The sequence below is a fragment of the Solidesulfovibrio sp. C21 genome (assembly GCF_047785625.1).
Taxonomy (GTDB): Bacteria; Desulfobacterota; Desulfovibrionia; order Desulfovibrionales; family Desulfovibrionaceae; genus Solidesulfovibrio.
In genome coordinates this window covers 1-22,564 of record NZ_JBLODY010000013.1, presented here as the reverse complement: position 1 = coordinate 22,564, position 22,564 = coordinate 1, and the positions used below count along the sequence as shown (strand labels likewise).

General features: G+C 64.0%; 21 protein-coding genes and 1 tRNA gene. 10 read left to right on the top strand and 12 right to left on the bottom strand.

The features are described from left to right. Positions 1-117 precede the first annotated feature (117 nt). The 8 genes from ACMZ6R_RS06405 (at position 118) to ACMZ6R_RS06370 (ending at position 5,834) form a co-directional block, all read left to right on the top strand. Positions 118-933: a phosphoribosylformylglycinamidine synthase subunit PurQ gene (locus tag ACMZ6R_RS06405; protein ID WP_416110058.1), complete on the top strand. Its 816-nt coding sequence runs from the start codon at positions 118-120 to the stop codon at positions 931-933. A 56-nt stretch (positions 934-989) separates the two neighbouring features. After that, on the top strand, positions 990-1,349 hold the full coding sequence (locus tag ACMZ6R_RS06400; protein ID WP_416110057.1) for a cupin domain-containing protein: 360 nt from the start codon (positions 990-992) through the stop codon (positions 1,347-1,349). A 61-nt stretch (positions 1,350-1,410) separates the two neighbouring features. Continuing rightward, complete coding sequence (gene tadA / locus ACMZ6R_RS06395) at positions 1,411-1,956, top strand: tRNA adenosine(34) deaminase TadA (RefSeq protein ID WP_416110055.1); 546 nt, start codon at positions 1,411-1,413, stop codon at positions 1,954-1,956. Positions 1,957-2,022: 66 nt separating this feature from the next. Then, a tRNA-Ser gene (locus ACMZ6R_RS06390) sits at positions 2,023-2,116 on the top strand. Positions 2,117-2,417: 301 nt separating this feature from the next. Next, the gene (gene gluQRS, locus ACMZ6R_RS06385; RefSeq protein ID WP_416110054.1) at positions 2,418-3,254 is read left to right on the top strand and encodes a tRNA glutamyl-Q(34) synthetase GluQRS; all 837 of its coding nucleotides are present in this window, start codon (positions 2,418-2,420) and stop codon (positions 3,252-3,254) included. 498 nt (positions 3,255-3,752) lie between these two features. Further along, positions 3,753-4,838, top strand: a complete 1,086-nt coding sequence (locus ACMZ6R_RS06380) for an NAD(P)H-dependent flavin oxidoreductase (RefSeq protein ID WP_416110052.1) — start codon at positions 3,753-3,755, stop codon at positions 4,836-4,838. A gap of 239 nt (positions 4,839-5,077) precedes the next feature. Continuing rightward, positions 5,078-5,587 (top strand): hypothetical protein, encoded by a 510-nt coding sequence (locus tag ACMZ6R_RS06375; protein WP_416110050.1) that lies wholly within the window; start codon positions 5,078-5,080, stop codon positions 5,585-5,587. Between the two features lie 13 nt (positions 5,588-5,600). Beyond that, a complete protein-coding gene (locus tag ACMZ6R_RS06370; protein WP_416110049.1) occupies positions 5,601-5,834 on the top strand; it encodes a hypothetical protein in 234 nt (77 codons plus the stop codon). Positions 5,835-5,933: 99 nt separating this feature from the next. On the opposite strand, the gene thiD is transcribed toward ACMZ6R_RS06370, so the two are convergent. From thiD to ACMZ6R_RS06320, 10 genes are all read right to left on the bottom strand, one after another. After that, a complete protein-coding gene (gene thiD / locus ACMZ6R_RS06365; protein ID WP_416110047.1) occupies positions 5,934-6,758 on the bottom strand; it encodes a bifunctional hydroxymethylpyrimidine kinase/phosphomethylpyrimidine kinase in 825 nt (274 codons plus the stop codon). Between the two features lies 1 nt (position 6,759). Beyond that, on the bottom strand, positions 6,760-7,734 hold the full coding sequence (locus ACMZ6R_RS06360; RefSeq protein ID WP_416110045.1) for a lysylphosphatidylglycerol synthase transmembrane domain-containing protein: 975 nt from the start codon (positions 7,732-7,734) through the stop codon (positions 6,760-6,762). Positions 7,735-7,782: 48 nt separating this feature from the next. After that, positions 7,783-9,975, bottom strand: coding sequence for an ATP-dependent RecD-like DNA helicase (locus tag ACMZ6R_RS06355; protein ID WP_416110124.1), 2,193 nt, complete (start codon positions 9,973-9,975; stop codon positions 7,783-7,785). Positions 9,976-9,989: 14 nt separating this feature from the next. After that, complete coding sequence (gene recR, locus ACMZ6R_RS06350) at positions 9,990-10,604, bottom strand: recombination mediator RecR (RefSeq protein WP_416110044.1); 615 nt, start codon at positions 10,602-10,604, stop codon at positions 9,990-9,992. A 469-nt stretch (positions 10,605-11,073) separates the two neighbouring features. Continuing rightward, entirely contained in the window at positions 11,074-11,385 is a 312-nt protein-coding gene (locus ACMZ6R_RS06345) for a YbaB/EbfC family nucleoid-associated protein (protein ID WP_416110042.1), read from the bottom strand. 25 nt (positions 11,386-11,410) lie between these two features. Then, the gene (gene dnaX, locus ACMZ6R_RS06340; protein WP_416110041.1) at positions 11,411-13,186 is read right to left on the bottom strand and encodes a DNA polymerase III subunit gamma/tau; all 1,776 of its coding nucleotides are present in this window, start codon (positions 13,184-13,186) and stop codon (positions 11,411-11,413) included. 48 nt (positions 13,187-13,234) lie between these two features. Next, complete coding sequence (locus tag ACMZ6R_RS06335; RefSeq protein ID WP_416110040.1) at positions 13,235-14,158, bottom strand: branched-chain amino acid transaminase; 924 nt, start codon at positions 14,156-14,158, stop codon at positions 13,235-13,237. A 136-nt stretch (positions 14,159-14,294) separates the two neighbouring features. Further along, the gene (locus ACMZ6R_RS06330) at positions 14,295-14,537 is read right to left on the bottom strand and encodes a hypothetical protein (protein WP_416110125.1); all 243 of its coding nucleotides are present in this window, start codon (positions 14,535-14,537) and stop codon (positions 14,295-14,297) included. A 116-nt stretch (positions 14,538-14,653) separates the two neighbouring features. Beyond that, entirely contained in the window at positions 14,654-14,908 is a 255-nt protein-coding gene (locus ACMZ6R_RS06325) for a hypothetical protein (protein WP_416110038.1), read from the bottom strand. A 249-nt stretch (positions 14,909-15,157) separates the two neighbouring features. Next, positions 15,158-15,931, bottom strand: coding sequence for a tetratricopeptide repeat protein (locus ACMZ6R_RS06320; protein ID WP_416110036.1), 774 nt, complete (start codon positions 15,929-15,931; stop codon positions 15,158-15,160). A gap of 179 nt (positions 15,932-16,110) precedes the next feature. On the opposite strand from ACMZ6R_RS06320, the gene ACMZ6R_RS06315 reads away from it, so the two are divergent. Both ACMZ6R_RS06315 and ACMZ6R_RS06310 read left to right on the top strand, forming a co-directional pair. Beyond that, positions 16,111-17,397 carry an HD-GYP domain-containing protein gene (locus ACMZ6R_RS06315; RefSeq protein WP_416110035.1) on the top strand — a complete coding sequence of 429 codons (1,287 nt, stop codon included), beginning with the start codon at positions 16,111-16,113 and terminating at the stop codon, positions 17,395-17,397. A gap of 30 nt (positions 17,398-17,427) precedes the next feature. Beyond that, the gene (locus tag ACMZ6R_RS06310) at positions 17,428-21,315 is read left to right on the top strand and encodes a class I adenylate cyclase (RefSeq protein ID WP_416110034.1); all 3,888 of its coding nucleotides are present in this window, start codon (positions 17,428-17,430) and stop codon (positions 21,313-21,315) included. Between the two features lie 77 nt (positions 21,316-21,392). Here ACMZ6R_RS06310 and ACMZ6R_RS06305 read toward each other — a convergent pair whose 3' ends face one another. Both ACMZ6R_RS06305 and ACMZ6R_RS06300 read right to left on the bottom strand, forming a co-directional pair. Further along, positions 21,393-21,863, bottom strand: coding sequence for a hypothetical protein (locus ACMZ6R_RS06305; protein ID WP_416110033.1), 471 nt, complete (start codon positions 21,861-21,863; stop codon positions 21,393-21,395). Further along, positions 21,860-22,111 carry a hypothetical protein gene (locus ACMZ6R_RS06300; protein WP_416110032.1) on the bottom strand — a complete coding sequence of 84 codons (252 nt, stop codon included), beginning with the start codon at positions 22,109-22,111 and terminating at the stop codon, positions 21,860-21,862. The genes ACMZ6R_RS06305 and ACMZ6R_RS06300 overlap by 4 nt, the downstream gene beginning before the upstream one ends. Positions 22,112-22,564 lie beyond the last annotated feature (453 nt).

Sequence of the window (22,564 nt, the reverse complement as noted above, 5' to 3'; positions counted from 1 at the left end):
AACATTCCGGCGCCCTCTGGCGGGTCCGGTTGACGCGGTCGGGGCGGCCCCTTATGTTCAGCCGCGCAAAGTAAGCCTTCGGGCGCAATTTTTCAAGGAACCCCCTGGAGGACCCCTATGGCGCAGGTGCGCACCCTCGTGATCACCGGCTACGGCACCAACTGCGAAGTGGAATCGGCTCATGCCGCGCGCATGGCCGGTTCCGACGTCACGGACATCGTTTTCTTCTCCGACATCATCGCCGGCCGGACGCGAATCGACGCGTATAATTTCCTGATTTTTCCAGGCGGGTTTCTCGACGGCGACGATCTGGGCGCAGCCCAAGCCGCCGCAGTGCGTTGGAAACACGCCCAAACCGCGGCCGGCGAATCGCTTCTTGGACAATTAAAAACTTTTTTCGAGGCCGGCGGACTCATCCTCGGCATCTGCAACGGATTTCAGCTGCTGGTCAAGCTCGGGCTGCTGCCGGCCCTTGGCGGGGACTATTTCGCCCGGCAGGTGAGTCTGGCCAACAACGACTCGGCCCGGTTCGAGGACCGCTGGGTGACGCTCGCCGCCAATCCGGCCAGCCCCTGCGTGTTCACCCGGGGCGTCGTGCGCCTGGATCTGCCCGTGCGCCACGGCGAAGGCAAGCTCGTGCCCATGTCCCCGGCCGTGCTCGACGACCTCGTGCGCACCGGGGCCGTGGCCCTGACCTACGCCGACCCGGCCTCGGGCGCGGCCACCATGGAATACCCGGCCAACCCCAACGGCTCGCCCCACGCCATCGCCGGCCTGACCGACCCGTCCGGGCGCATTCTGGGACTCATGCCCCACCCCGAAGCCTTCAACCACCCCACCAACCATCCGGGCTACACCCGGGGCGAACACCCCATGCTCGGCACCGTGCTGTTCGAAAACGCCGTGGGCCACCTGCGCGCTTCGGCCGGTTAGGCCGGCACGCAGTCAAGGCCGGGGAGCGTTTTGCGCCTCATCCGGGCGGAGGCTCCATGGAAAAAATCAACCTTGCGGAAAAGTTCGGACTTTTCGACGGATACTGGGACCCGAAGATCATCGGGGAATGCAACGACGCCCACATCAAGCTGGCCAAGCTCAAAGGGACCTTCGACTGGCACCACCACGAAAAGGAGGACGAACTGTTTTTCGTGGTGGCCGGCCGTTTGACCATCCATTTCCGGGACCGCTCCATCGACCTCGACCCGGGGGAGCTCATCGTCATCCCCAAGGGGACGGAGCACTGCCCCGAAGCGCGGCAGGAAGTCCGGGTCATGCTCATCGAGCCCAAAGGGACACTGAATACCGGCAATGTCGTGACGGAAAAGACCCGGGCCACCCTGGCGCATATTTGAGCCCCTGCCGTTTTACCGGAGCGTGCGCCGCCAGTGCGGCCTCTGCGCAGAGAGACATTCCATGGCCCTGCAACCGGCCCGTCGATTTATCGCCGGCGTTGTCGATACGCCCCCTGCCCCGCCGGGATGGGCCAGCTTCGAGGCGGTGATGGCTCTGGCCCTGGGAAAAGCCCGGGAAGCGGCCGCCCAGGGCGAAGCGCCTGTCGGCGCGGTGGTGCTCTCGGCGGCGGGCGAACTGCTCGGCGCAGCCGGCAATGCGCCCATTACGCGCCACGACCCAACGGCCCACGCCGAGATTCTGGCCCTGCGCCAGGCGGCGGTCCACGTCGGCAATTACCGTTTGCCGGGCTCGATTATGGCCGTGACCCTGGAACCGTGCGTCATGTGCCTGGGGGCCATGATCCACGCCCGGGTGGGCCTGCTCGTCTACGGGGCGTCCGACCCCCGCACCGGGGCCATCGCCTCGATGCTGCCCGGTCCGGACCTGCCTTTTTTCAACCACCGTTTCGATGTGGTGTCCGGGGTGCTGGAAGAAGCCTGCGGCGGGCTGTTGCGGGATTTTTTCCGAGAGCGGCGCAGCCGGCCGGCCGGCACGGGCAGTGAATAAATGCTTGCCAAGATCACCCAAGAGGTGTATTTTTCTAAATTCGTTGCGCGTCTTTCCTTGACGAGCGGAGAGGTACCGAAGTGGTCGTAACGGGCCCGACTCGAAATCGGGTTGCGGGTTAATAGCCTGCACGTGGGTTCGAATCCCACCCTCTCCGCCATTACAGCTTCTAATCAAGCCCCGCAGGTTCCAACACCCCTTCAGGGCTTGTTTTTTTGGGCTCATTTCTTCCAATGAGCTCTTTGCGTTTCATTGACAGCCGAGACACGTTTGGGGCAAAAACGGGGCAAAATCTGGCCTGACGCCGTTATTGAGTGAATTTTGCCCCACCTCATCGAAGTGAAGATTCCCCTAATTCTTACAAGCAAACTGTTCGGATACTCTCGGTGTATTCCGGCGTCCTTGCCCTGCTCTCGAAACGTGTTCCTCCGTGGTCCCGCGTCTCGCCGGACGCATATAATATGATTGTCACCCGCTTCGCGCCGAGCCCCACCGGTTTTTTGCACCTGGGCCACGCCTTTTCGGCGCTCACCGCCTTTTGCGTGGCGCGGGAAGCCGGCGGGCGTTTCTTGCTGCGCATCGAGGACATCGACCCCGTGCGCTGCAAGCCGGCCTACACCCGGGCGATGCTCGACGATTTGCACTGGCTGGGCCTGACCTGGGAGGAGCCCGTGCGAGTCCAGTCCGCGCATATGGCGGATTACGCGGCGGCGCTTGGCCATTTGCGCGCAAGGGGCCTCATTTATCCCTGCTTTTGCACGCGCCGCGAGATCGGGGAACTCGCCGCGCCCCAGGAAAACGACGACGTCGGCCCCATTTATCCGGGCACCTGCCGCAACCTGTCCGAATCCGACCGCGCGGCGCTGGCCCGAACGCGCCCCTGCGTCTGGCGGCTGGACATGGCCCGGGCCTGCGCCCAGGCGGGCGAACTGACCTGGCACGATGCAGCGCGTGGGGAAATACGGGCCGCCCCCGCCCGTTTTGGCGATGTCGTGCTGGCCCGCAAGGACGTTTTGACAAGCTACCATCTCAGTGTCACGGTCGACGACGCCTTGCAGGGCGTCACCCTGGTCACCCGGGGCGAGGACTTGTTCGCGGCCACGGATATCCATCGTCTGTTGCAGGCTCTTTTGGATCTGCCGACGCCCCGTTACCGCCACCATCCGCTTTTGCGCGATGCCACGGGCCGCCGCTATGCCAAGCGCGACAAGTCCCTGACGCTGCGCGCCCTGCGTGAAGCCGGAAAAACTCCGGCTGCGGTGCGCGAGATGACCGGCTTCCCCCGCGTTCCTCTTTGATGGCGAACTGTCGCAAAACGCCGCGCAAACCGCATTGCCCCGCCTGCTGTTTTCGGGCTTGGACTTCTTTGGCGGCAACGAGAGGGCCGCACGCCATTTGCAACACAGCGTGCGGCGGTAGACTCGGACGTTTCCACAGGGTGGGAGGCGAGCCTGGAACTCTGCGCCGCCCGGCGGAAAGCATCGCCGGGCAGAGTGGGAATCCTCAGGAAGGGGATATTTCGGCGTAGGCAGGACTAACCCTGGTGTATTGCCAAAACCACGCGGCCTAAGTATGATAAAATTTGACGGGAAAGTATAATTCCAGTAATAAAAAAAAAGACGCACCTGGAAGCCCCGAGCACGAATGCGGAGCCCCTGACGCGCAAAGGCACCTCCAAGCGTTCTACCAAGTTGTCTCATTCCCCGCGCCTTGACCCCCCCACTGGGCACTCGCCTCCAGGCGGGACCCTCATGGCTACGAGGAATTGCGTTCGCCTTTAACCGCGTGGAGTTTCTTTGTCGTTTCCTTCCTTAACCATCGGTGACTTGTTCCTCCCCATGGCTATCATCCAGGGGGGCATGGGCGTCGGGATTTCACTCTCCGGCCTGGCTTCCGCCGTGGCCGCTTCCGGCGGCCTCGGTGTTATTTCAGCGGCGGGCATCGGCATGAATGAGCCGGATTTCGCTTCCAATTATATCGAAGCCAACAACCGGGCGCTTACCCGGGAAATCCGTGCCGTCCGCGCCAAAACCGCCGGAGCTCTCGGCATCAATATCATGGTGGCCATGGCCAACTTCGCCGAACTGGTCAAAACAGCCATCAGGGAAAATGTCGACGTCATTTTTTCCGGAGCCGGCCTGCCTCTCGATCTGCCCTCCCACCTGACCGAAGGCTCCAAGACCAAACTCGTGCCCATCGTTTCCTCGGCCCGGGCCGCCATCATCCTGTGCAGAAAATGGCTGTCGCGTTTTGGCCGCACCCCGGACGGGTTCGTCGTGGAAGGCCCCATGGCCGGCGGGCACCTGGGGTTCAAGGCCGAACACATCGATGATCCAGCCTTTATCCTGGAGAACCTCGTGTCCGAGGTCCTCACCGGACTTGCCCCCTACACCGCGCCGAACGGCCTGCCCATACCGGTCATCGCCGCCGGCGGTGTGTACACCGGCGCCGACATCCACCGCTTCATCACACTCGGCGCGGCCGGCGTCCAGATGGGAACCCGCTTTGTCGCCACCGACGAATGTGACGCCGACGAGCGTTTCAAGCAAAGCTACATCGACGCCCGCGAAGAGGATCTGATGATCATCAAAAGCCCTGTGGGCATGCCCGGGCGGGCCATCCGCAACGACTTCCTGAAAAGTGCCGCCCACGGCGACAAAAAGCCCCCCTCCTGTCCGTATCGCTGCATCCTCTCCTGCGATCACCAAAAGGCCCCCTACTGCATAACCCTGGCCCTGGCCAACGCGCAAAAAGGCCGCCTCAAATACGGCTTCGCCTTCGCCGGCAAGAATGCTTGGCGCGTGGATCGCATCATGCCCGTGGCTGAGCTCTTTAACGAGCTGGCCACGCAGTATGCGCAGGCCGAAGCGGCTGCGATTTAAGATCGCGGGCAAGGCGGCCCCGCCCTTTATCGCACGCGCGGCTCCATTTGGAGCGGTTCCGGCGCGCCAGACGGTTCCCCGGTGAGCGCCCCATTCGGCCCAAGGCCGTGCGGTCCCTGCCGGTGTGGCCCGACCTGATACGTTGTCTCGCACGCCCTTGATAAATCCGGTCAATCAGGCGTATGGCTGCACATACGATTCTCCCGCTTGTCTCCTCAACAGCAAACAAGGGTATTCGTATGGTGCGCTTTCCTCTTTTCCCTTTTCCCCGACGCGCCTTGAGCGCGGCAGCCGTTTTTTTCGCAGTTCTTCTCCTTATTGGCGCGCTCACGCCCCAAACCATCCTGGCGGATGATCTTGGCCGGCCCAGTGCTTATGTTTCCATGCAGGTCGGCCAAGGCGGGTTCATACTGAGCGCCACCGGCGGCAGGGGAACAGTGACCTTCAAAGGACGCACCTATCCTTTCAAGGTCGGCGGCTTGGGCGTCGGCAGCCTGGGCGTGTCGAAGATCACCGCTATTGGGGAAGTCTACCGCCTCAAGCGTCTGGAAGACTTTCCGGGCGCGTTTTTCCAAGCCCACGCCGGCCTCACCGTTGTTCAAGGCAAGGACGTGCAATGGCTCGAAAATTCCAATGGCGTCATCTTGAAGCTGCGCTCCACCAGTCAGGGCGTGTCGCTCAATTTGGGAGCGGATGGCCTTAAAATCGAGATGGGCCCCATCAAGCCGCACGGCAAGCCCAAAGGGTAGCGCCGCTCACGGCATGCCCCCCGTCGCGCTCGTCAATCTGCTCGACCTTTCGCGCCGACCCAAGACCTGCCCCACGGGCCGGTGCCTTCCCTACACCGATCCGCTTCTCGCGCCGTCCCATGGCACGGCGCTCCTGGAGTGGCATCTGCCGGACGGCAAGGTGGTTCGCCTGCTGGAAGGAAACTACCTGTGCCCGCGCTGCCGCAACAAGACGCTGCGGTTTTTCCGGGCCGGATTTTGGGATTGATTCGAAGAAGGGGTTCAGCGCTTCGCCAACGGCACAAGACGCCGTCGACGTGACGCCCACACCAAGCACCGCCTGGAAGCGGTCCGAAGGCCGGGACGGTCAGATGCCGAGGAGGCGCTGGTACGGAGCCAGATGATTGACCGGGCCGTCGCCGCCGCCAAGGTCCCAGGCCGTTTCAAGGGCCAGTTGCAGATAGTCCCGGGCGGCTTCCACGGCTGCGTCAAGGCGCTTGCCCAGGGCGAGCTGGGCGGCGATGGCCGCGGACAGGGTGCAGCCCGTGCCGTGGGTATTGTGGGTCGTTACGTGGGGCCGGACGTATTCCCGGACCGTGCCCTGGCAAGCGGCGAGCAGATCCGTCACCCGCGCCGCCCCGTCCTTCCCGGCCGGGGAAAAATGGCCGCCCTTGATGAGCACCGCCTTGGCGCCCTTTGTCAGCAACCGCTCGGCCGCTTCCCGGACGTCCGCCGGGCTGTCGATATCCATACCGGCCAAAAGCGCGGCCTCGTGGCGGTTGGGGGTAAGCAGGTCGGCCAGGGGCAGGATGCGCGCCGCCAGCGCCGCAACCGCCTCGGGCAAAAGGAGCCGGGCTCCGGACTGGGCCACGCACACGGGATCGACCACCAGGGGAAAATCCTTGCCGGAAAGCCCGTCGGCCACGGCCTCGATGATGGGCGCGGAAAAAAGCATACCTGTCTTGGCCGCCCGGATGGGAAAATCATCCATGACCACGCGCAACTGTTCGGCCACAAAGCCGGGCGTGGGCGCTTCGATGGCCGTGACGCCGCGGGTATTCTGGGCGGTCAGGGCGGTTATGACCGAAAGGCCGTAGCCCCCCTGCATCATGATGGTCTTGAGGTCGGCCTGGATGCCGGCCCCGCCGCCGCTGTCCGAACCGGCGATCGTCAACACGCATGGCGGCCGCACGTTATGCCGCCTCCTCCGCGTCTCCCAGGGAGTCCTCGCTCTCCCGGATTTTGCGCAGGGACAGACCGCTTTTGGCCAGAACCATCAGCCCGGTGACGGTGATGGGGATATACTGCACCATGTGCAGCACCAGTCCGGCCGCCAGGGCTTGCGAGCGGTCCATGCCGAAAAGCCCGAGCGAAAAAACCACCGCCGCCTCGAATACCCCGATCGCTCCGGGCGAGGACGGCATGGCCATGCCGAGCGAGGAGATGACAAAGACGGCCGCCGCATGGCCCCAGGAAAGGGGCAGCCCCGCCACCCACAAAAGGACCAGGAAGGTGGTGCTGGCGTAAAAAGCCCAGCACACGGCCGTATAAAGGCCAAGGACCAGCATGAAGGTCGGGGTGACGCCGTGCAGGACTTGGAGCTTGAGTTCGGCCATAAACTCGGCCAGCCGGTTGGACGGCATCTTGTCGATGAGGCGTCCCACGAAATCGGGGAAGGTCCGCACCACCCACAGGGCGGCCCAGATGCCGCCGACGCCCACCGCCAGGGGTACGAAGGCCATCTTGAGCTTGAAATGGACGGCCACGACCAAGCCCATGGCCAGGATGGCGTTGAGGTCGAAAAACCGTTCCCAGAAGACCATGGTGATGCTGCGCGAGAGGGAAAAGTGGCATTCCCGGCGCAGGTAAAACGCCTTGGCCAACTCGCCGAGCTTGGCCGGCACGATGTTGTTGACCGCCATGGACATGAGAAAGGCCTTGAAGCACAGCCAGTTACCGGCCTTGAACCCGGAAAGGAAGTTCAGGCGCAAGGCCATGACCCCGTAGCCGATAAAGGAAAAGACCGTGGTCCAAAGGAGAGCCATGTCGTCATACTGGACGAGCGTTGCCCAAAGCTGTGCGAAATCGATGCCCCAGAAAGCGTACACGAGGCATCCGCCGACAAGAATGAGTCGAATGGCCAGGCTGGCGGCCTTTTTCACGAGCATCGCGGACCGCTCCCTGCCGTATCCGGCACGGGGCCGGTCTTGTTGCTATCATGCTGCATTGAAAAGCTCCCGAAGCCGGTAGTTGAGATGGGTGAAACGGGCATCGCCGCCGGCGTTTTTGAGCCCCAGATTGAGCGCCCGCCGGCTGCCGATGATGACGGCCAGACGCCTGGCCCGCGTCAGGGCGGTGTAGATGAGGTTGCGGCGCAACATGACGTAATGCTGGGTGAGGATCGGTACGACCACGGCCGGATATTCGCTGCCCTGGGACTTGTGGATGCTGATGGCGTAGGCCGGGGCCAGTTCGTCCAGCTCGCTGCGGTCATAGGCGACATTGCGGCCTTCGAAGGACACCAGCACCTCGCCTTCCGACGCGTCGACTTCCACGATGTGTCCCATGTCGCCGTTGAAGACGTCCTTTTCGTAGTCGTTTTTGGTTTGCAGCACCCGGTCTCCCAGACGAAAGCGCGTCATGCCGCGCACGAGTTCCGGCCCCTTGGGGTTTAAGCGCTCACGCAGCGCCTCGTTGAGCGACTGTGTCCCGGCCTCGCCCTTGTGCATGGGCGAAAGCACCTGGACGTCGCGCATGGGGTCGAGCCCGTAGACGCAGGGGATGCGATCGCAGACAAGGGTGGCGATCATGTCCCGAACCGTGGCCGGATCGTCCTGCTCCACCCAGAAAAAATCCGCCTCGGGGGCCGGCTTGGGCGCGGTCAGGGGAAACTGGCCCTGGTTGATGCGGTGGGCGTTGACAACGATCATGCTTTGCTGGGCCTGACGGAAAATCCTGGTCAACCGGGCGCTGCCCACGGCCTGACTGCCCAGGATGTCCTCAAGCACGTTCCCGGCTCCGACCGAAGGCAGCTGGTCCGCATCGCCGACCAGGATCAACCGGGCCGTAAACGGCAAGGCCCGCAGCATATGGGCGCAAAGCCTGGCGTCGAGCATGCTGGCCTCGTCCACCAGCAGCACGTCGGTTTTCAGCTTGTTGTCCTCACACAGGGCGAACGTGCCGTTCGGGGCCGACTGCAACAGCCGGTGCAGGGTCGCGGCCGGCACGCCGGTGGCCTCGGAAAGGCGCTTGGCCGCCCTGCCCGTCGGCGCGGCAAGTTTGACTTTTAAGGACAACTTGTCAAGGGCGGCCACCACCATGCGGGTGATGGTGGTCTTGCCCGTGCCCGGACCGCCGGTGATGACGAAGACTTTTTCGGCGCAGGCGTCCACGGCCGCCTGCCGTTGCTCCGGGGAAAGCTGGAGCCGCGCCTCGGATTCCAGGGCCGGCAGGAGCTTTTCGACCTTGCCCCGCAGTTCCGCCCCGGGATGGGTGGCCAGCTCGTGAAGACGGCGGGCGATTTCCACTTCCAGGGCGTAATAATGGCGCAGATAGACGGCGGCCTCGATATTGCGATCCGGCATGGGCTCGATTTTTATGCGTTTGAGCTCCTCCAAGGCGGAAAGCGCCTCGTCCAGGCGCTCCGGGGACACGTCGCCGAGCATGAACGTGGTTTTCTCGAAAAGCAGGTCGCGCGGGACGAACAGATGCCCCTGGTCGCCCATGGAAAAAAGGACGTAGACCAGGGCGGCCTGGATGCGCTCGGTGCTGTCCGGGGCAAAGCCCAGGCGCAGGGCCATGTTGTCCGCGGTCTTGAAGGCGATGCCGCGAATCTCGTAGGCCAGCTCGTAGGGATTGGCCCGGATGCGCGTCTCGGCATCGTTGCCATAGAGCTTGAAAATCTTGCCGGCGTGGGTTGTTGCGATCTCGTGGGTCTGGAGGAAAAGCATGAGCGACCGCACTTCGTGCTGGGCCTGCCAGGAGGCCACGATCTCTTTGAGCTTTTTTTTGCCCACGCCCTCCACGGTCAAAAGCTTCTCTGGTGCGGTGTCGAGGATTTCGAGCACCTTTTCGCCAAAGGCGTCGACCATGCGTGTGGCCAGTACCCCGCCGACGCCCTTGATCATGCCCGAGGCGAGGTAGCGCCGTATGCCGTTTACGGTGGCGGGCATCTCGCGGGTGGCCACGGTCACCAGGAACTGGCGGCCGTATTTGGGATGGGTGACCCAGGAGCCGGTCACGCGCAGCATCTCGCCGGGGGTCACCGGGCCGATGTTGCCGACGATGGAGAACGGCCCCGGCTCGTCCTTGGCCTTGACCCGGGCGATAAGGTAATTCGTCTCCTCGCTGAAGAAGGTGACGGACTGCACTTCCGCCGAAAGTTCGCTGGTTGGCGCCGCGTCGGCCATGGCGGATGCTTGCCTCACAAATCCTGACGGTACCGCAGGGATTGGGACAGGGTTTCCTTATCCACGTATTTGACCTCGGTCCCGAGCGGGATCCCCTGGGCCAGGCGTGTCAGGCGCACACCCGGAAATTCCCGGGCGAGCAGGTTTTTGATGTGCGAGGCCGTGGATTCGGCGGCCAGCGTCGCCCCGAGGGCCAGGATGCACTCCGTGATGTCGTCCTCCCGCAGACGCGCGCGCAAGGCGTCCAGGCGCAGGTTGCCGGGCGTCACGCCGTCGAGGGGATCAAGCAGACCGCCGAGAACGAGGTAATAGCCGCCGAACTGGGCCGTTTCCTCAAGCAGCATGACGGAATCCCACTGGGCCACGATGCACAGCTGCTGAGGATCGCGGGAGGGATCGGCGCACACCGGGCACATCGGGGTTTCGGACAGGCCGAAACAGCGCGAGCACAGGCAAAGCCGCTCCCGCAGGCGCAAGATACCCTCGCCCAGGGTCTCGGCCCGGCCGCGCGGCCATTCGAGCAGGGTCATGGCCACCTTGAGCGCCGATTTTGGGCCAAGCCCGGGCAGGCGGGCGAGCTGTTCGACCAGCTCTACCAGCGGCGCGGGCAATGTCGTCTGTACTGCCATTTTTGCGTTTTATCCGATTTCCCGGGCGCGGCAGCGCCTCTGGTTGGCCACCGAGGTCGCGGTATTTTACACCAAGGCCGTGGTCGTGCTTGTGCTTGTGCTTGTGCTTGTGTTGAATTCCATCGGGGTCCGTCCGGACTCGTTTATGCGGCTGGCTGGTCGGCGGAGGGCTGGTCGGCCACGCGCGGCGCATATTTGAAGAATACGCCTTCGCGTCCGCCCAGCCCTCCGCCGACCCTGGTCATTCGCCCCATGTCCAACGCAACATAGAGGGCATGCCTTTGCGCTCTGGTCGCCTTGGAGCAAAAGGAAACATCCTGTCATCACGAAAAAAAGGCCTTTTTCGGTTCCGCCCCCGTGGCGCAACCGGTGAATCTCCCCCAAAAACCATGAAAAGTTTTTAAAGGGGGTCCAGGGGGAAACTTTTTTCAAAAAGTTTCCCCCTGGCCGCCGGAGGCGCCCTTCCCCTCTAAAAAAGTCCCGGCATCTTGATGCCACCGGTGAGCTGGCCCATTTCCTCTTCCATCATGGCCTTGGCCTTCTTGAGGCCGTCGTTGACGGCGGCGAGCACCAAGTCCTGGAGCATCTCCACGTCATTCGGGTCCACGACGGTCTTGTCGATGGCGATGGACTTGAGCTCGTTGGCTCCGGACACCACGGCCGTGACCATACCGCCGCCGGCCGTTCCCTCGACGGTACGTTCTTGAAGTTCTTCTTGAAGTTTCGCCATTTTCTTTTGCATTACCTGGGCTTGGCGCACAAGCTCATTCATTCCCTTCATGGTGAACCTTCCTTGTGTCCCGCCATTAGCGGGGCTTGCGTTCGATGATCTCGGCGTCGAAATCGGAAACAGCCTGACGCACTTCGGGCCGGCTGTCGACATAGGCGGTGAGCGTTTCGCCGGACATGCGATCCTGATCGGGCCCGGCTGTATCCACGCGCACGGTGACGCCCGGGCCGAAATATTGGGCGGCCAGGGCGTCCAGCTGGCGCAGCTTGTCCGGGTGCGCCAGCTGACTGCGGTGAAAGGCGTTGGTGCAGGCGATATGCACCATGCCCGGCTCGGGGTCCGGGACAAACTCGCCGCGCGCCAGTTTGAGCCCGGAAATTCCGCCGTTTTTGATGGCAAAGCGCTTGAACCCGTCCCAGTTGCGGGGGCCGGAAGCGGCAGCGGGCGCGGACGCGGCCGGCGCGGCGGCCGGACGTTCGGCCACGGCCGCATGGCTGGCGGTAGAGGGAGCCTGCCTGGTGGCATAACCTGCCTGCCCCGGGGGCGGCGGAGTGGGGGACGCCGGGGTGGCCGAAGCAGAGGCGGCGGGCGACGGCGCGAAACGGGGCGTCGGCGTGCCCTGCGGCTGTCCTCCCTGGTGCGCTCCCTGCCCGGCCGGGGATCGAGGAGCCGAACCGCCGGAGGGAGCGCCCCCCGGGCCGGACCGGGGCGTACGCTCCGGGGGGACGGTGCAGGAGGCGAGATTTTGCAGGGGAAGCAGGTTCGGCAGGTAGGCCATATTGAGAAGCAGCAGCTCCAGAGACAAGGCCGGCTCCAGGCTGGTCAGCACCCGGCGCTGGCCTTCCAGGGTCATCTGCCAGCAGGCGTGGATGTGGGCCGCGTCGAACTTGCCGGCCCAATCGAGCCAAAGCCCGCTTTCCTCGGCCGGCAGGTCGACCACGGACAACCCCTTTGCCCCGGCCTGGCGCAACAAAAACAGATTGCGCCACATGGCGGCCAGTTCCCGCAGGAAAAAACCGATGTCCAGGCCCTTGTCCAGCACCTGGCGCAACAGCGTCACCACGGCCGGGCCGTCCTGGGCGAAAATGGCCTCGATCAACCCGAAAAAAATATCCTGACCGGCCAGCCCCAGCACGCCCCGGGCATCGGCCTCGGTCAGTTCCGCCCCGCCAAGGGCCAGCACTTGGCCCAGAAGCGACATGGAATCGCGCACACTGCCCGCGCCGCGCCGGGCGATGAGGCTTATGGCCTGGGGTTCGTAATGGATGGCCTCACGGTCGAGCACGCTGGCAAGATGGGCCTCGAGCTCGGGCTGGGCCAGGCGTTTGAAAAGGAAATGCTGGCAACGGCTGATGATGGTGGCCGGAAATTTGTGGGCCTCGGTGGTGGCCAGGATGAAGGTGACGCGGGCGGGTGGCTCCTCCAGGGTTTTCAACAACGCGTTGAAGGCCGCCGTGGACAGCATGTGGGCTTCGTCGATGATGAAGACCTTGTAGCGGCTGTTGAGCGGCGCGTAGCCCACGTCCTCCTTGAGCTTGCGGGCGTCCTCCACCTTGCCGTGGGTGGCGGCGTCGATCTCGATGACGTCCGGGGAAATGCCGGCCGTGATCTGGCGACACTGGGAGCAGACGTTGCAGGGCTCGGCCGTGGGCGCGGTCTCGCAGTTGAGCGCCTTGGCCAGCACACGGGCCAGCGTGGTCTTGCCCACGCCGCGCGTGCCGCTGAAAAGGTAGGCCGGCGCGATCTTGTCCTCGGCTGCGGCCCGGGACAGAATGCGCTTGACGGCGTCCTGGCCGGCGACGTCGGCGAAGCGCTGGGGCCTGTATTTGGCGGTGAGGCTGGTTGTGCTCATGAAGAGTATCCGGGCGGCCCCGCTTAGGGGGACCGCCCGGGTGTAGTACTACAGGCCGTACTTGTACAGCCAGTCGGTATGGGCCGGATTTTCGCCCTTGACGACCTGAAAGAAGGCTTTCTGAAGCGCCTTGACCACCGGGCCGGCATGGCCTTCGCCGATGACGCGGCGGTCGACGGCCCGGATCGGGGTCAACTCGGCGGCCGTGCCCGTAAAAAAGACCTCGTCGGCCACATAGACCTCGTCGCGGGTAAAAAACTGCTCCACCACTTCAAAGCCGAGTTCGCCGGCCACGGTGAGGATGCTGTCACGGGTGATGCCGGCCAGGACCGTGGTCAGGGGCGGCGTCTTGATGACGCCGTTCTTGACGATGAAGATGTTCTCGCCCGAACCCTCGGCCACGTAGCCGGCGGCATCGAGCATCATGGCCTCGTCGAATCCGTCGGCCAGGGCTTCCATCTTGGCCAGCACCGAGTTGACGTAGTTGCCGGCGGCCTTGGCCTTGGCCATCATGGAGTTAACGTGGTAGCGGGTGTAGCTCGAGGTGCGGATGCTGATACCCTTTTCCAGGGCATCGGCGCCGAGGTAGGCCCCCCACGGCCACACGGCTATGGACAACCGGATGGGGTTATTGGCGGGGTTGACGCCCATGGAGCCGGAGCCGACGAAGACCAGCGGCCGGATGTAGCCGGCGGTCATTTTGTTGGCCTTGAGCGTTTCCACGCAGGCGGCGGCGACCTGCTCTTGGGTGAAGGGTATGGTCAGCCCCAGAATCTTGGCGGATCCGAACAGCCGGGCCGTATGTTCCTTGAGGCGGAATACCGCCGAGGAACCGTCGACGCACTCGTAAGCCCGAATACCCTCGAACACGGCATAACCATAGTGCAGGGCATGGGTCAGGACATGCACATTGGCCTGATCCCAGGGCGTAAGCGTGCCATCCATCCAGATAAAATCAGTACGTAGCCCCATCTTCCTTCCCCCGTTGCGTATGGCCGTCGCCGGAACCATTCCGGCAGCGGCGTTTTGTGTCGCGTTTGCGTGACGTTGGAACGTAAACGTGGCATTGTAGGGGTTTTGCCCGGGAGGGTCAAGGAGGTCGGCCGTTTCAGACCGGCAGGGCCGCCTGGCCGGAACCGCGCAACTCGTCGATGAGGCTCTGCAAAATCCGGGTCTGTTCGCCAAGCCCGGTCACGGTCATCGTCGCGCGCTCCATGGCCTGGGCCGTTTCCCCGGACACCCTGTTGACGTCGGCGATGGAATTTTCGATGGCGTCGGTGGCGGCGGACTGTTCCTGGGAGGCGGCGGCTTTCTCGCCCCGCTTCCTGGCCGCTTCCAGGCTCTCCCGCAACGAGGGCCAGCATCCGGCGCAAGGCGTCGGCCAGCTCGCCGATTTCGTCGCAGCCGACAACCGTCAGACGCGCGTCCAAATCGCCGTCGGCCACCGAACGGGCGAAGGCCACGCCCTTACGCAACGGCCGCACGATGGAAAGGGTGACAAAAGTGCCGAGGGCAATGGAAAGGGCCAGACTGGGCGGCAAGGATACCCTCCTTGACGAACCCGAGCCCCTCCACGCAGGGCAGGGCCTGTCCGGCCACATCCGAAACCCGGGCCCCGGTCTGGCGCAGGCCCTGGTAACCAAGCACCGCGATGCCCACGGTGATCAGCGCGGTGACGATCACGGAAACAAAAAGCCTCACTCCGACCTTGAACCGACCCATGGTCGTCCCTCCCCGGAACTGCTTGGTTGGGAAATGAACGCTGATGAAGCGCCAGAGACATGCCACCGAAAAAGTATTCCTGTTTATGCCATTTTTGTCAATTCAGGCAGTACACGGAAGGCATGCGGGCGAATGCGGAAATACGACTCGGACATGACGTGGAGCAACAAGGACAATCAAGACAGGCGCTAGACATTCAAAAAAGAAAACAAAACCGGCAGCCTCCATCCCCCCGGGGCCAACAAACGCCTATTCAAGTGGTGGTTCCGGCGGCATCTCGCCGCGCTGCCTGGAATCGAAATAGGCCATGAAAGCCTTGCCCTCGGGAAATTCCGGATTGAGGCGCAGGGCATGGGTCAGCATCACCCGGGAGCTTCTCAGCCGCCCCTTCTCATACAGGGTCCGGGCCATGTTATAGAGCAGATGCTCATCGGTGCGACACAAGCGGTAAGCACGGGTGTAATAACGCATGGCCTCATCGTACATGCCGAGCTTGCGCATCTGGATGCCGAAATCGTTGAACAGATGCTTGTGCTCCGGGGTGAAGGCCGCCTCGATGCACATGATTTTTTGAAACACAATATCCGCATTGTGTTTTTCCTGGCGTTCAAGATAGGTGAGCCCCAGCCCGAACGTGGCCTTGACGTGCTCCTCGTCCAGGCGCAGCACGTTTTTATATTCGAATTCCGCAGTAAAGAGTTCCTGGCGCTCCCGATGCCGGTCCGCCGTGGCCACGGTCTCCTCCAGGCGGCGCATGACCGGCACGAGTTTGTTGATATAGATGGACGGCTCGGGCAGATAGTCGGCCAGCAGGCGTTCCCTGGTGATAACGTGGCGTGCACCCGAAGGAATGAAGTTGCGGCTCAGGCGCTGGATGACCACCCGGCCGTCGTCCTGCTCGACGGCATGGACGAACACCCGCTGGGTGAGGTGGCCAAGCCGTCTTTTTCCATGAAAGTCCTGAGCGTCGGTGGAAAATACGCCCTTGACGGGTTTGCGGCGGGGAGGAGCGGAATTTTCCATAGGCAAGAGGGTTGGGTCTGCCTACAATAGCCTTGGCCGGCTTTTTCGGCAAGCGCGTCCGGCGAGTTGACAGGTTTTTTTCCGGGCGCATATATCTCGAAATGCCGCGCGCTCGGCTGTCGGACGGCACGATGGCGTCCTGGCCGCGACCGGAACCGCACGCTCAGGAAAAACGCCCCATGCATATCGACGAATACCCCATCTTGGTGGAACAGCTCTGCCCCGGACTTTTCATCCGCATCGACGAACCGGGACTCGCTCATCCGTTTCCGGCCAAGGGGTTCAAGCTCAAAAACGAAGCCGACGTGGCCAAGGTGATCGCCCTCGGCCTGGCCCATGTCCTTTGCTTGCCGGACAAATCCGACCGTCTGCCCATCTCGCTGGAAGAGATCGACGGCATGTCCGGCAAACCCCAGAAAGGCCCCTGGACCGCCGCCCGCACCCCGGTTTCGGCCGAACTCTCGAGCCTCAAGCGCGAAACCATCGAGCGCAACAAGGAGCGGCTGGAACGCTTCGCCAACTGTGAACGGCGCTACGCAAAGGCCATGGACAAGGTGGTCGAGGCCATAAAGCGCGTCTCCTCCCCCAGCGCCGAAGTGCTGGAAGCGGCCGGCGAGGTGGTCGGCCCCATGGCCAATGTGTTCCTTTCCGACCTCGATGTCCTCATCAACGTCATGACCGCCAAGATGCGGGAGGAGGCCAAGCACTACCACGCGTTAAACGTGGCCGTGCTGTCCATGATGCTGGCCAAGGAGATGGGCGTCGACAAAAAAGACATCGAGGAAATCGGCTTGGGCGCGCTTTTTCACGATGTCGGTAAGGGTCGTGTGCCCATTCAGCGCTTCACCAAGGGCAACATGCTGACCATGAACAAGGTGCTCAAGGAATATTACATGGAGCACCCCAGGATTGGGTCGAAAATGCTGGCCGCCGTGCCTGCCTTTCCTCCCGCGTCCCAGGCCCTGGTCCTGCAACACCACGAACTCATCGACGGCTCGGGCTTTCCCGCGCATCTCACCGGTTCCGCCATCTCCCTCGGCGCCCGCATCGCCACTGTGGCCGATGCCTACGACCGCTTCTGCAACGGCAAGGACGGCGAAGAAGGCCTGACGCCCCATGAAGCCATGAAGGCCCTCTACAGGCACCGCGCGCTCTACGACCCCAAGGCCGTCACCTCTTTTATCCGCAAGCTCGGCGTCTATCCGCCCGGCACCCTGGTCACACTGTCCAACGGCATGCAGGGCATGGTCGTTTCCGCCAACATGCGCGACTCCATGCGGCCGGGCATCAAGATATACCATCCCGACATCCCCAAACGCGAGGCGCTTATCATCGATCTCGGCATCGAGACGGAACTGACCGTGACCAAGGCCGTGAAGCCTGCGGATCTTGCCCCGGACGTGCTCCACTATCTCAATCCCGGCAGGCAGGTTTCCTACTATGTGGACGCCGCACCCCGCACGTAAGGCGCTTGCCGCCGCGGCCAGAGGCACGCCGTGACCCGGCTGGGCTCCCCGGCCCAGGCCATTATGCGGACCCTGCGCACCGGTCTGTCCCAGCCGCCGGGGTCCGACCTGTCCCCCCTGGTCCCCCTGGCCAGGCAGGCGCTGGCCTTTATCGACCGGGGAGCCGTCAACGATCCGGCCACGGCCGGCGAAGCGTCCGAACTGGCCTTTTTGCTGGCCGCCCTGCTCGCCGCCGGCGATGAGCACTTCGCCAGGCAGGCCTTCGGGCTCCTTTTCCGCCTCGGCGTCGAAGGCGAAGTCCTGGCCGTCATCCACCTGGAAAAACTGCCCGAGGACCAGGCCGTCTCCATCCTCGGTTCCCTTGGCGTCGAGGAAAAACTCCTTTTTGCCAATGCCTTTTACCGCCGCCCCCGGCCCTCGCGCCCCAAAACGGACCAGTTTTGCCTCGAGATCATCGCCGACGTGGTCGAACGCGTGCCGGACGAACTGCTCATCCTGCTCGACCTTCTGGCCAACCGCCACGAATATCCGGCCCTGCCCGTGCGCAACGCCCTGGTGCGGGGCCGCCTTGGCATGTGGTTGCACCGGCTGTTGGACATGGACCTCTCCGCCGAGCAGACCCGGTACATGGCCCGTGTCGTCGGCCGCCTGCGCGAACCCACGCTGATCGAAAAGCTGGCCTTGCGCCTTGGCGAAATGGACGAGGTTTCCGCCGAAACGGTTTGCTTCGCCCTGGCAGAGACCCCCGGCGTCGACCCGGCTGTGGCGGCTGGTCCCTTGCTGGCCCTGCTGGCCACGCCGGAGCCTTCGCTAACGGCCGCCGCCCTGACCGCCCTGGCCCATTGCGATCCCGCCCAGGCCGCCGCCGCCGCTGCCGACTGCATCGCCAACGCGCCGGGCCGCACGGTCGAGTTGGCCGCCTTTCTGGCCACCCTGCCCCTGACCGCCTTCGGCCAGTCCCTGCGGGCGCTTCCGGCCCAGGCACGCCAGGGGACGCTGACGGCGGTCTATGCCATCCTGGCCGCCGCCGTCCCCCGGACCATGGAGATCGCCGCCCGGGCCGCGCTCAAATCGGGAATCGCCTCCCCCGACCTGGGGCAAATTCTCCTAAACGATCTGGCCGCCAGGGCCAGGGCCGCCGCACGTCCTTTCCCGCCCCCCCCTCCCTTGCCTGGCACGGCCGTGACCCGGCAGGAGCAAAAAGGGCTTTGGGGACGCGTCAAAACCATGGTGGGCGGCCCGGCCGGGGACGATGCGGACGGCAAGACCGAGGCGCTTCGCCGTACACTGGCGGCCGGCGGCGAAATCAACAACTTCCAGGCGTCCTGGGTGCGCCTGGACGGCGTGCAGGTAACCGGAGCCACCTTTTCCAAAGCCCTGTTTCGCGCGGCAAACCTGCGGCAGGCCTCTTTTGCCAAGACGACCTTCACCAATTGCCAGTTCACGGACGTCGGCTTCGAGGGGGCCTCGTTTTCCACGGTGGCCTTTCGCGGCTGCCGCTTCGCCGATTGCCGGTTTTCCCAAAGCATGCTCGAAAACGTGCGTTTCGACGCGTGCGACCTCCGCCTGTGCTCCCTTGCCTCGATCACGGGCCGCAACCTGGCCTTTGATGCGGTCGAAGCCTGGGAATGCGACTTTTACGGCGCCGCCGTCGTCAACCTGAAGCTTACCCGCTGCCGGTTTCGAGGCGTCAGTCTGGTGCGGGCGGTGTTGCACGAATTTTCGGCCCGGGGCGCGCTTTTTTCCGACTGCCTGTTCGAGATGGCCTTCTTTCCCCGGGCCAACCTGCGCGGCGTGCGCACCAAGGGCTGCTATTTCGCCGGATCGCGTTTTTCCGGCGCCACGGACGAACCCGACATTCTGGGAGCCATGGCCAAGGACGAAGCCGACGCCCTGGCCGAAACCGAGATGGACATCCCCCTCCCTTCGGCGCTTGCCGCGGGCCCGGGCCTGCGCCTTGTGGCCGCCTGTTGCGACGCGGCCTTTTTCTCCCGGGACGTGGCCCGGCGGCGGCGGGCACTTTTGGCCAACAACAAACGCAGACTGTCCTGGGCCAGAAGGCGCCTTGGCGAAGCGGGCGCGGCCTTTGTGGACATGATGCCCGTTCTTATCGAAGCGCCCTTCGTGCGCGACGCCTCGGGCACGCGGCAAGCGCCGGCGGCGCGCATCGCCGGATACTCCCCCGACCTGCCGGCCGTGCGCCATGCCGCACGTCATGGCGGCCGGACGATCGCGGACTGCGTCAGCCGTCCCCTGGCCCCCATCGGCGTGGAGGCGGTCTACACCATCGGCAGCGTGGGCACCGTGGCCCAGGGCGCGCAGTCGGATCTCGACGTCTGGGTCTGCCTGAACGAAAAGGCGGCCTCGCGCCCGGATTACGCAGCCTTTCAGGAAAAGCTCGAAACCATCAGCCGGCAGGCCATGGCCGAGCTTGGGCTCGAAATCCACTTTTTCTGCATGACCGTTGCCGACGTGCGCGACAACGTGTTCGGCTATTCCGAGGACGAGGGTTACGGCTCGGCCCAGGGCTGCCTGCTCAAGGAGGAGTTCTACCGCACGGCCTTGGTCGTGGCCGGCCGCAAACCGGCCTGGTGGTGCATGGCTCCGCGCGTCACCCCGGATGTCTACGCCAAGGCGCTCACCGGCCTTGTCCGGTCCGAACCGGAAATCGCGGCCGACAGCCTGGATTTCGGCTGCGTGCAGTCCATCGCCGGAGACGAATACTTCGGTGCCTCGTTGTGGATGATCGTCAAATCCTTAACGAGCCCGTTCAAATCCATCATCAAGTTCGGGCTGCTGGAAAAATACGCCGCCGCCCCGGGCACGCCGGAACTGCTTTGCGACACGCTCAAGCAGTCCATCTTCAGCAACCTGAGCGGACTTTGGCATTGTGATCCGTACGCCCTGCTTTTCCGCGAAGTCAGCCGGCATTACGAGGCCGGCGGCCAGACCGGTGCCGCGGAGCTGCTGCGCCAGGCCTTCATGCAAAAAACCGGCTTCGATCCCTGCGAGGAATACGTCGGCCGAGACGGCGACACCCTTCTCGACCATTATTTCCCCTATGCCCCGACGGGCGGCGGCGGTTGTCCGCCGCCGCCCAAACGGGAGGCCAAGACCGGACAGGCGAACTTTGCCGCGGCCATGGCCCTGGGCGACGCCATCACCCGGTATTTTCTGCGCGCTTATGAACGGCTCAAGGAGCGAAGCCGGGAACTGGCCAGCGGCGGCGGGCTGACCGAGCGCGACCAGACCATGTTGTCGCGCCGCATTGCCGCCAGCTTCGGCCGCAAAGTCGGCAAGATCATGCGTCTGCCGTTCGTGCGGCCGGGGCATGACCTGTTCGATTCGCTGGAATTCGGCTACGAGGAAATTGCGCCCAAGGAAAAGGGCTTTGTGCTGCGCGCCGAGCCGCGGGGAGGCGACGGCGAGCGCGGGGCGCGAACGCGGGAAACCGTGCGCCAGGACGCCTCGCTGCCGCGCCTTTGCGCCTGGATCGTGGCCAACGAGCTCTACCGGCCGGGCATGGCCCTTGGCGCATCGCCCCTGCCGGCACCGCTCACCCTGCCCGATGTCACCGGGCTGCTCGCGGCCATCCACGACACCTTTCCGGCCAGGGAGACCTTTGCCCCGCCGCTGTCCTGGGGGCTGGCTCCGGAGCGCATCACCGCCGCCCTGATCGCGGTCAACCTGCTCGCCCCGCGCGAGGAACGCCGTACCGTGACCGCGGATGTGCTCTACGCCACAAGCTGGGGAGAACTTTTCCACCTGGAGCGCGTCACGGGACTCGAGGCGCTCGACGATTCCCCGGCCTTTTTCCTGACCGGGGCCGTGGAGACGAAGCTGGACCCCGAGTTGCGCCTTGCCATGCACGCCCCGGTCAAATCCCAATGCCCCACCGGGCGTCAGACCAGACGTTAAAGGCGCTTCGCCTGCCGTGCTTCCGAAGCCCGCCGGCGCTACAGCCCCGAAAGGGTGTGGCTCTTACGAGCGCAATACTAGACGCGATTTTCGCGAACAGCCTCGACGGCCATTCCCGGCGGGACACGATAAAGCGCGTTGCCGTCGAAGTTGTGCTGGGCCCGGAACCAGAACCAGTAGAACGAGGGTTTGACGATGTGGCGGTTGCCGAGCCAGTCGAGCAGCATATGGCCCGACATGCCGATGGCCAGCCCCACACCCCAGGGCGCGGCCGCGCCCGTGCCGATGAGAAGCCACAGGAGAATCAGCCACTCGAAGCCGTGCATCACGAGATAGAGCTTCGTCAGCCGGCCCTCCTCACAGCTTTTGAAAAAATCCTCCACCCCGCCCCAGCCGCGATTGTGGATCACGTAGTCCGCCACGTGGTCGAGGTCCATGAGCACACTGGAGAAACCGGCCATGAACCCGGCCGCCACACTTCCCCCGGCGGCAGCGTAACCGGCCACGGCCAAGGGGATGGCGCTGAGGCAATGCTGATACAACTTCACTTGGGCAGGTCCTTTGCGGCCGCGCGTCCGGCTTCGGTCAGCCGGCCGCTGTAGGCCGAGATGTCGTATTGATAATAACCCTTGTCGAAGAGAGTCCGGAAAAGCCGCCAGGCCTTTCCCGGCGCAAAGCCGAGCCGCGTCGCCACCTCGCCGGGCATGACGCGATCCGGGAAGGCCGCTTCCGGCTGCGCGGCCAATGAGGCCAGAAGCCGGGCGGCGTCGGGTCCCAAGGGGTCTTTCTCTTCCATACGCTTCGCCGGGTCTTCAAATATCGGGCTCCCTGCGATGTTGCAAGTCCTCCCCTCGGAGGAGAGAGACGGATTTCGCCTCACGGGAATCCGTACTTTTCGGTTCATTCGGCTGGCTGGGGGGTGAATGAGTGAGTGAGTGGGTGGTTTGTTGATCCGTTGGTCGGTTCGCGGGTTGGCCGGGGCGGGGGCAGGACGGCCGCGCGCGGCGCATATTTGAAGAATACGCCTTCGCGTCCGCCCTGCCCCCGCCCCGGCCCTGGTCACACTTCCGTGCCCGGGAAAAATGCCCGCCCGCTACGCGAATGTCGGGATGATAACCGCTTCGTATGGAAGCAACAGCACGTTGTCCTGATCCCAACAGTAAAAACCACCAAATCTGGCGGTATGCTCCGAAAAATTCGCCCTTTCCGGAGCATTGGGCTTGAATAATTGAAAGAGCCTTTCCTCCTC

Coding starts and splice junctions, on each gene's coding strand:
- ACMZ6R_RS06405 (WP_416110058.1), top strand. CDS start 118: ATGGCGCAGGTGCGCACCCTCGTGATCACCGGCTACGGCACCAACTGC.
- ACMZ6R_RS06300 (WP_416110032.1), bottom strand. CDS start 22,111: ATGGAAGAGAAAGACCCCTTGGGACCCGACGCCGCCCGGCTTCTGGCC.
- ACMZ6R_RS06335 (WP_416110040.1), bottom strand. CDS start 14,158: ATGGGGCTACGTACTGATTTTATCTGGATGGATGGCACGCTTACGCCC.
- ACMZ6R_RS06320 (WP_416110036.1), bottom strand. CDS start 15,931: ATGGAAAATTCCGCTCCTCCCCGCCGCAAACCCGTCAAGGGCGTATTT.
- ACMZ6R_RS06375 (WP_416110050.1), top strand. CDS start 5,078: ATGGTGCGCTTTCCTCTTTTCCCTTTTCCCCGACGCGCCTTGAGCGCG.
- recR (WP_416110044.1), bottom strand. CDS start 10,604: ATGGCAGTACAGACGACATTGCCCGCGCCGCTGGTAGAGCTGGTCGAA.
- ACMZ6R_RS06400 (WP_416110057.1), top strand. CDS start 990: ATGGAAAAAATCAACCTTGCGGAAAAGTTCGGACTTTTCGACGGATAC.
- ACMZ6R_RS06355 (WP_416110124.1), bottom strand. CDS start 9,975: ATGGCCGACGCGGCGCCAACCAGCGAACTTTCGGCGGAAGTGCAGTCC.
- ACMZ6R_RS06325 (WP_416110038.1), bottom strand. CDS start 14,908: ATGGGTCGGTTCAAGGTCGGAGTGAGGCTTTTTGTTTCCGTGATCGTC.
- tadA (WP_416110055.1), top strand. CDS start 1,411: ATGGCCCTGCAACCGGCCCGTCGATTTATCGCCGGCGTTGTCGATACG.
- ACMZ6R_RS06315 (WP_416110035.1), top strand. CDS start 16,111: ATGCATATCGACGAATACCCCATCTTGGTGGAACAGCTCTGCCCCGGA.
- ACMZ6R_RS06345 (WP_416110042.1), bottom strand. CDS start 11,385: ATGAAGGGAATGAATGAGCTTGTGCGCCAAGCCCAGGTAATGCAAAAG.
- ACMZ6R_RS06360 (WP_416110045.1), bottom strand. CDS start 7,734: ATGCTCGTGAAAAAGGCCGCCAGCCTGGCCATTCGACTCATTCTTGTC.
- dnaX (WP_416110041.1), bottom strand. CDS start 13,186: ATGAGCACAACCAGCCTCACCGCCAAATACAGGCCCCAGCGCTTCGCC.
- ACMZ6R_RS06370 (WP_416110049.1), top strand. CDS start 5,601: ATGCCCCCCGTCGCGCTCGTCAATCTGCTCGACCTTTCGCGCCGACCC.
- gluQRS (WP_416110054.1), top strand. CDS start 2,418: ATGATTGTCACCCGCTTCGCGCCGAGCCCCACCGGTTTTTTGCACCTG.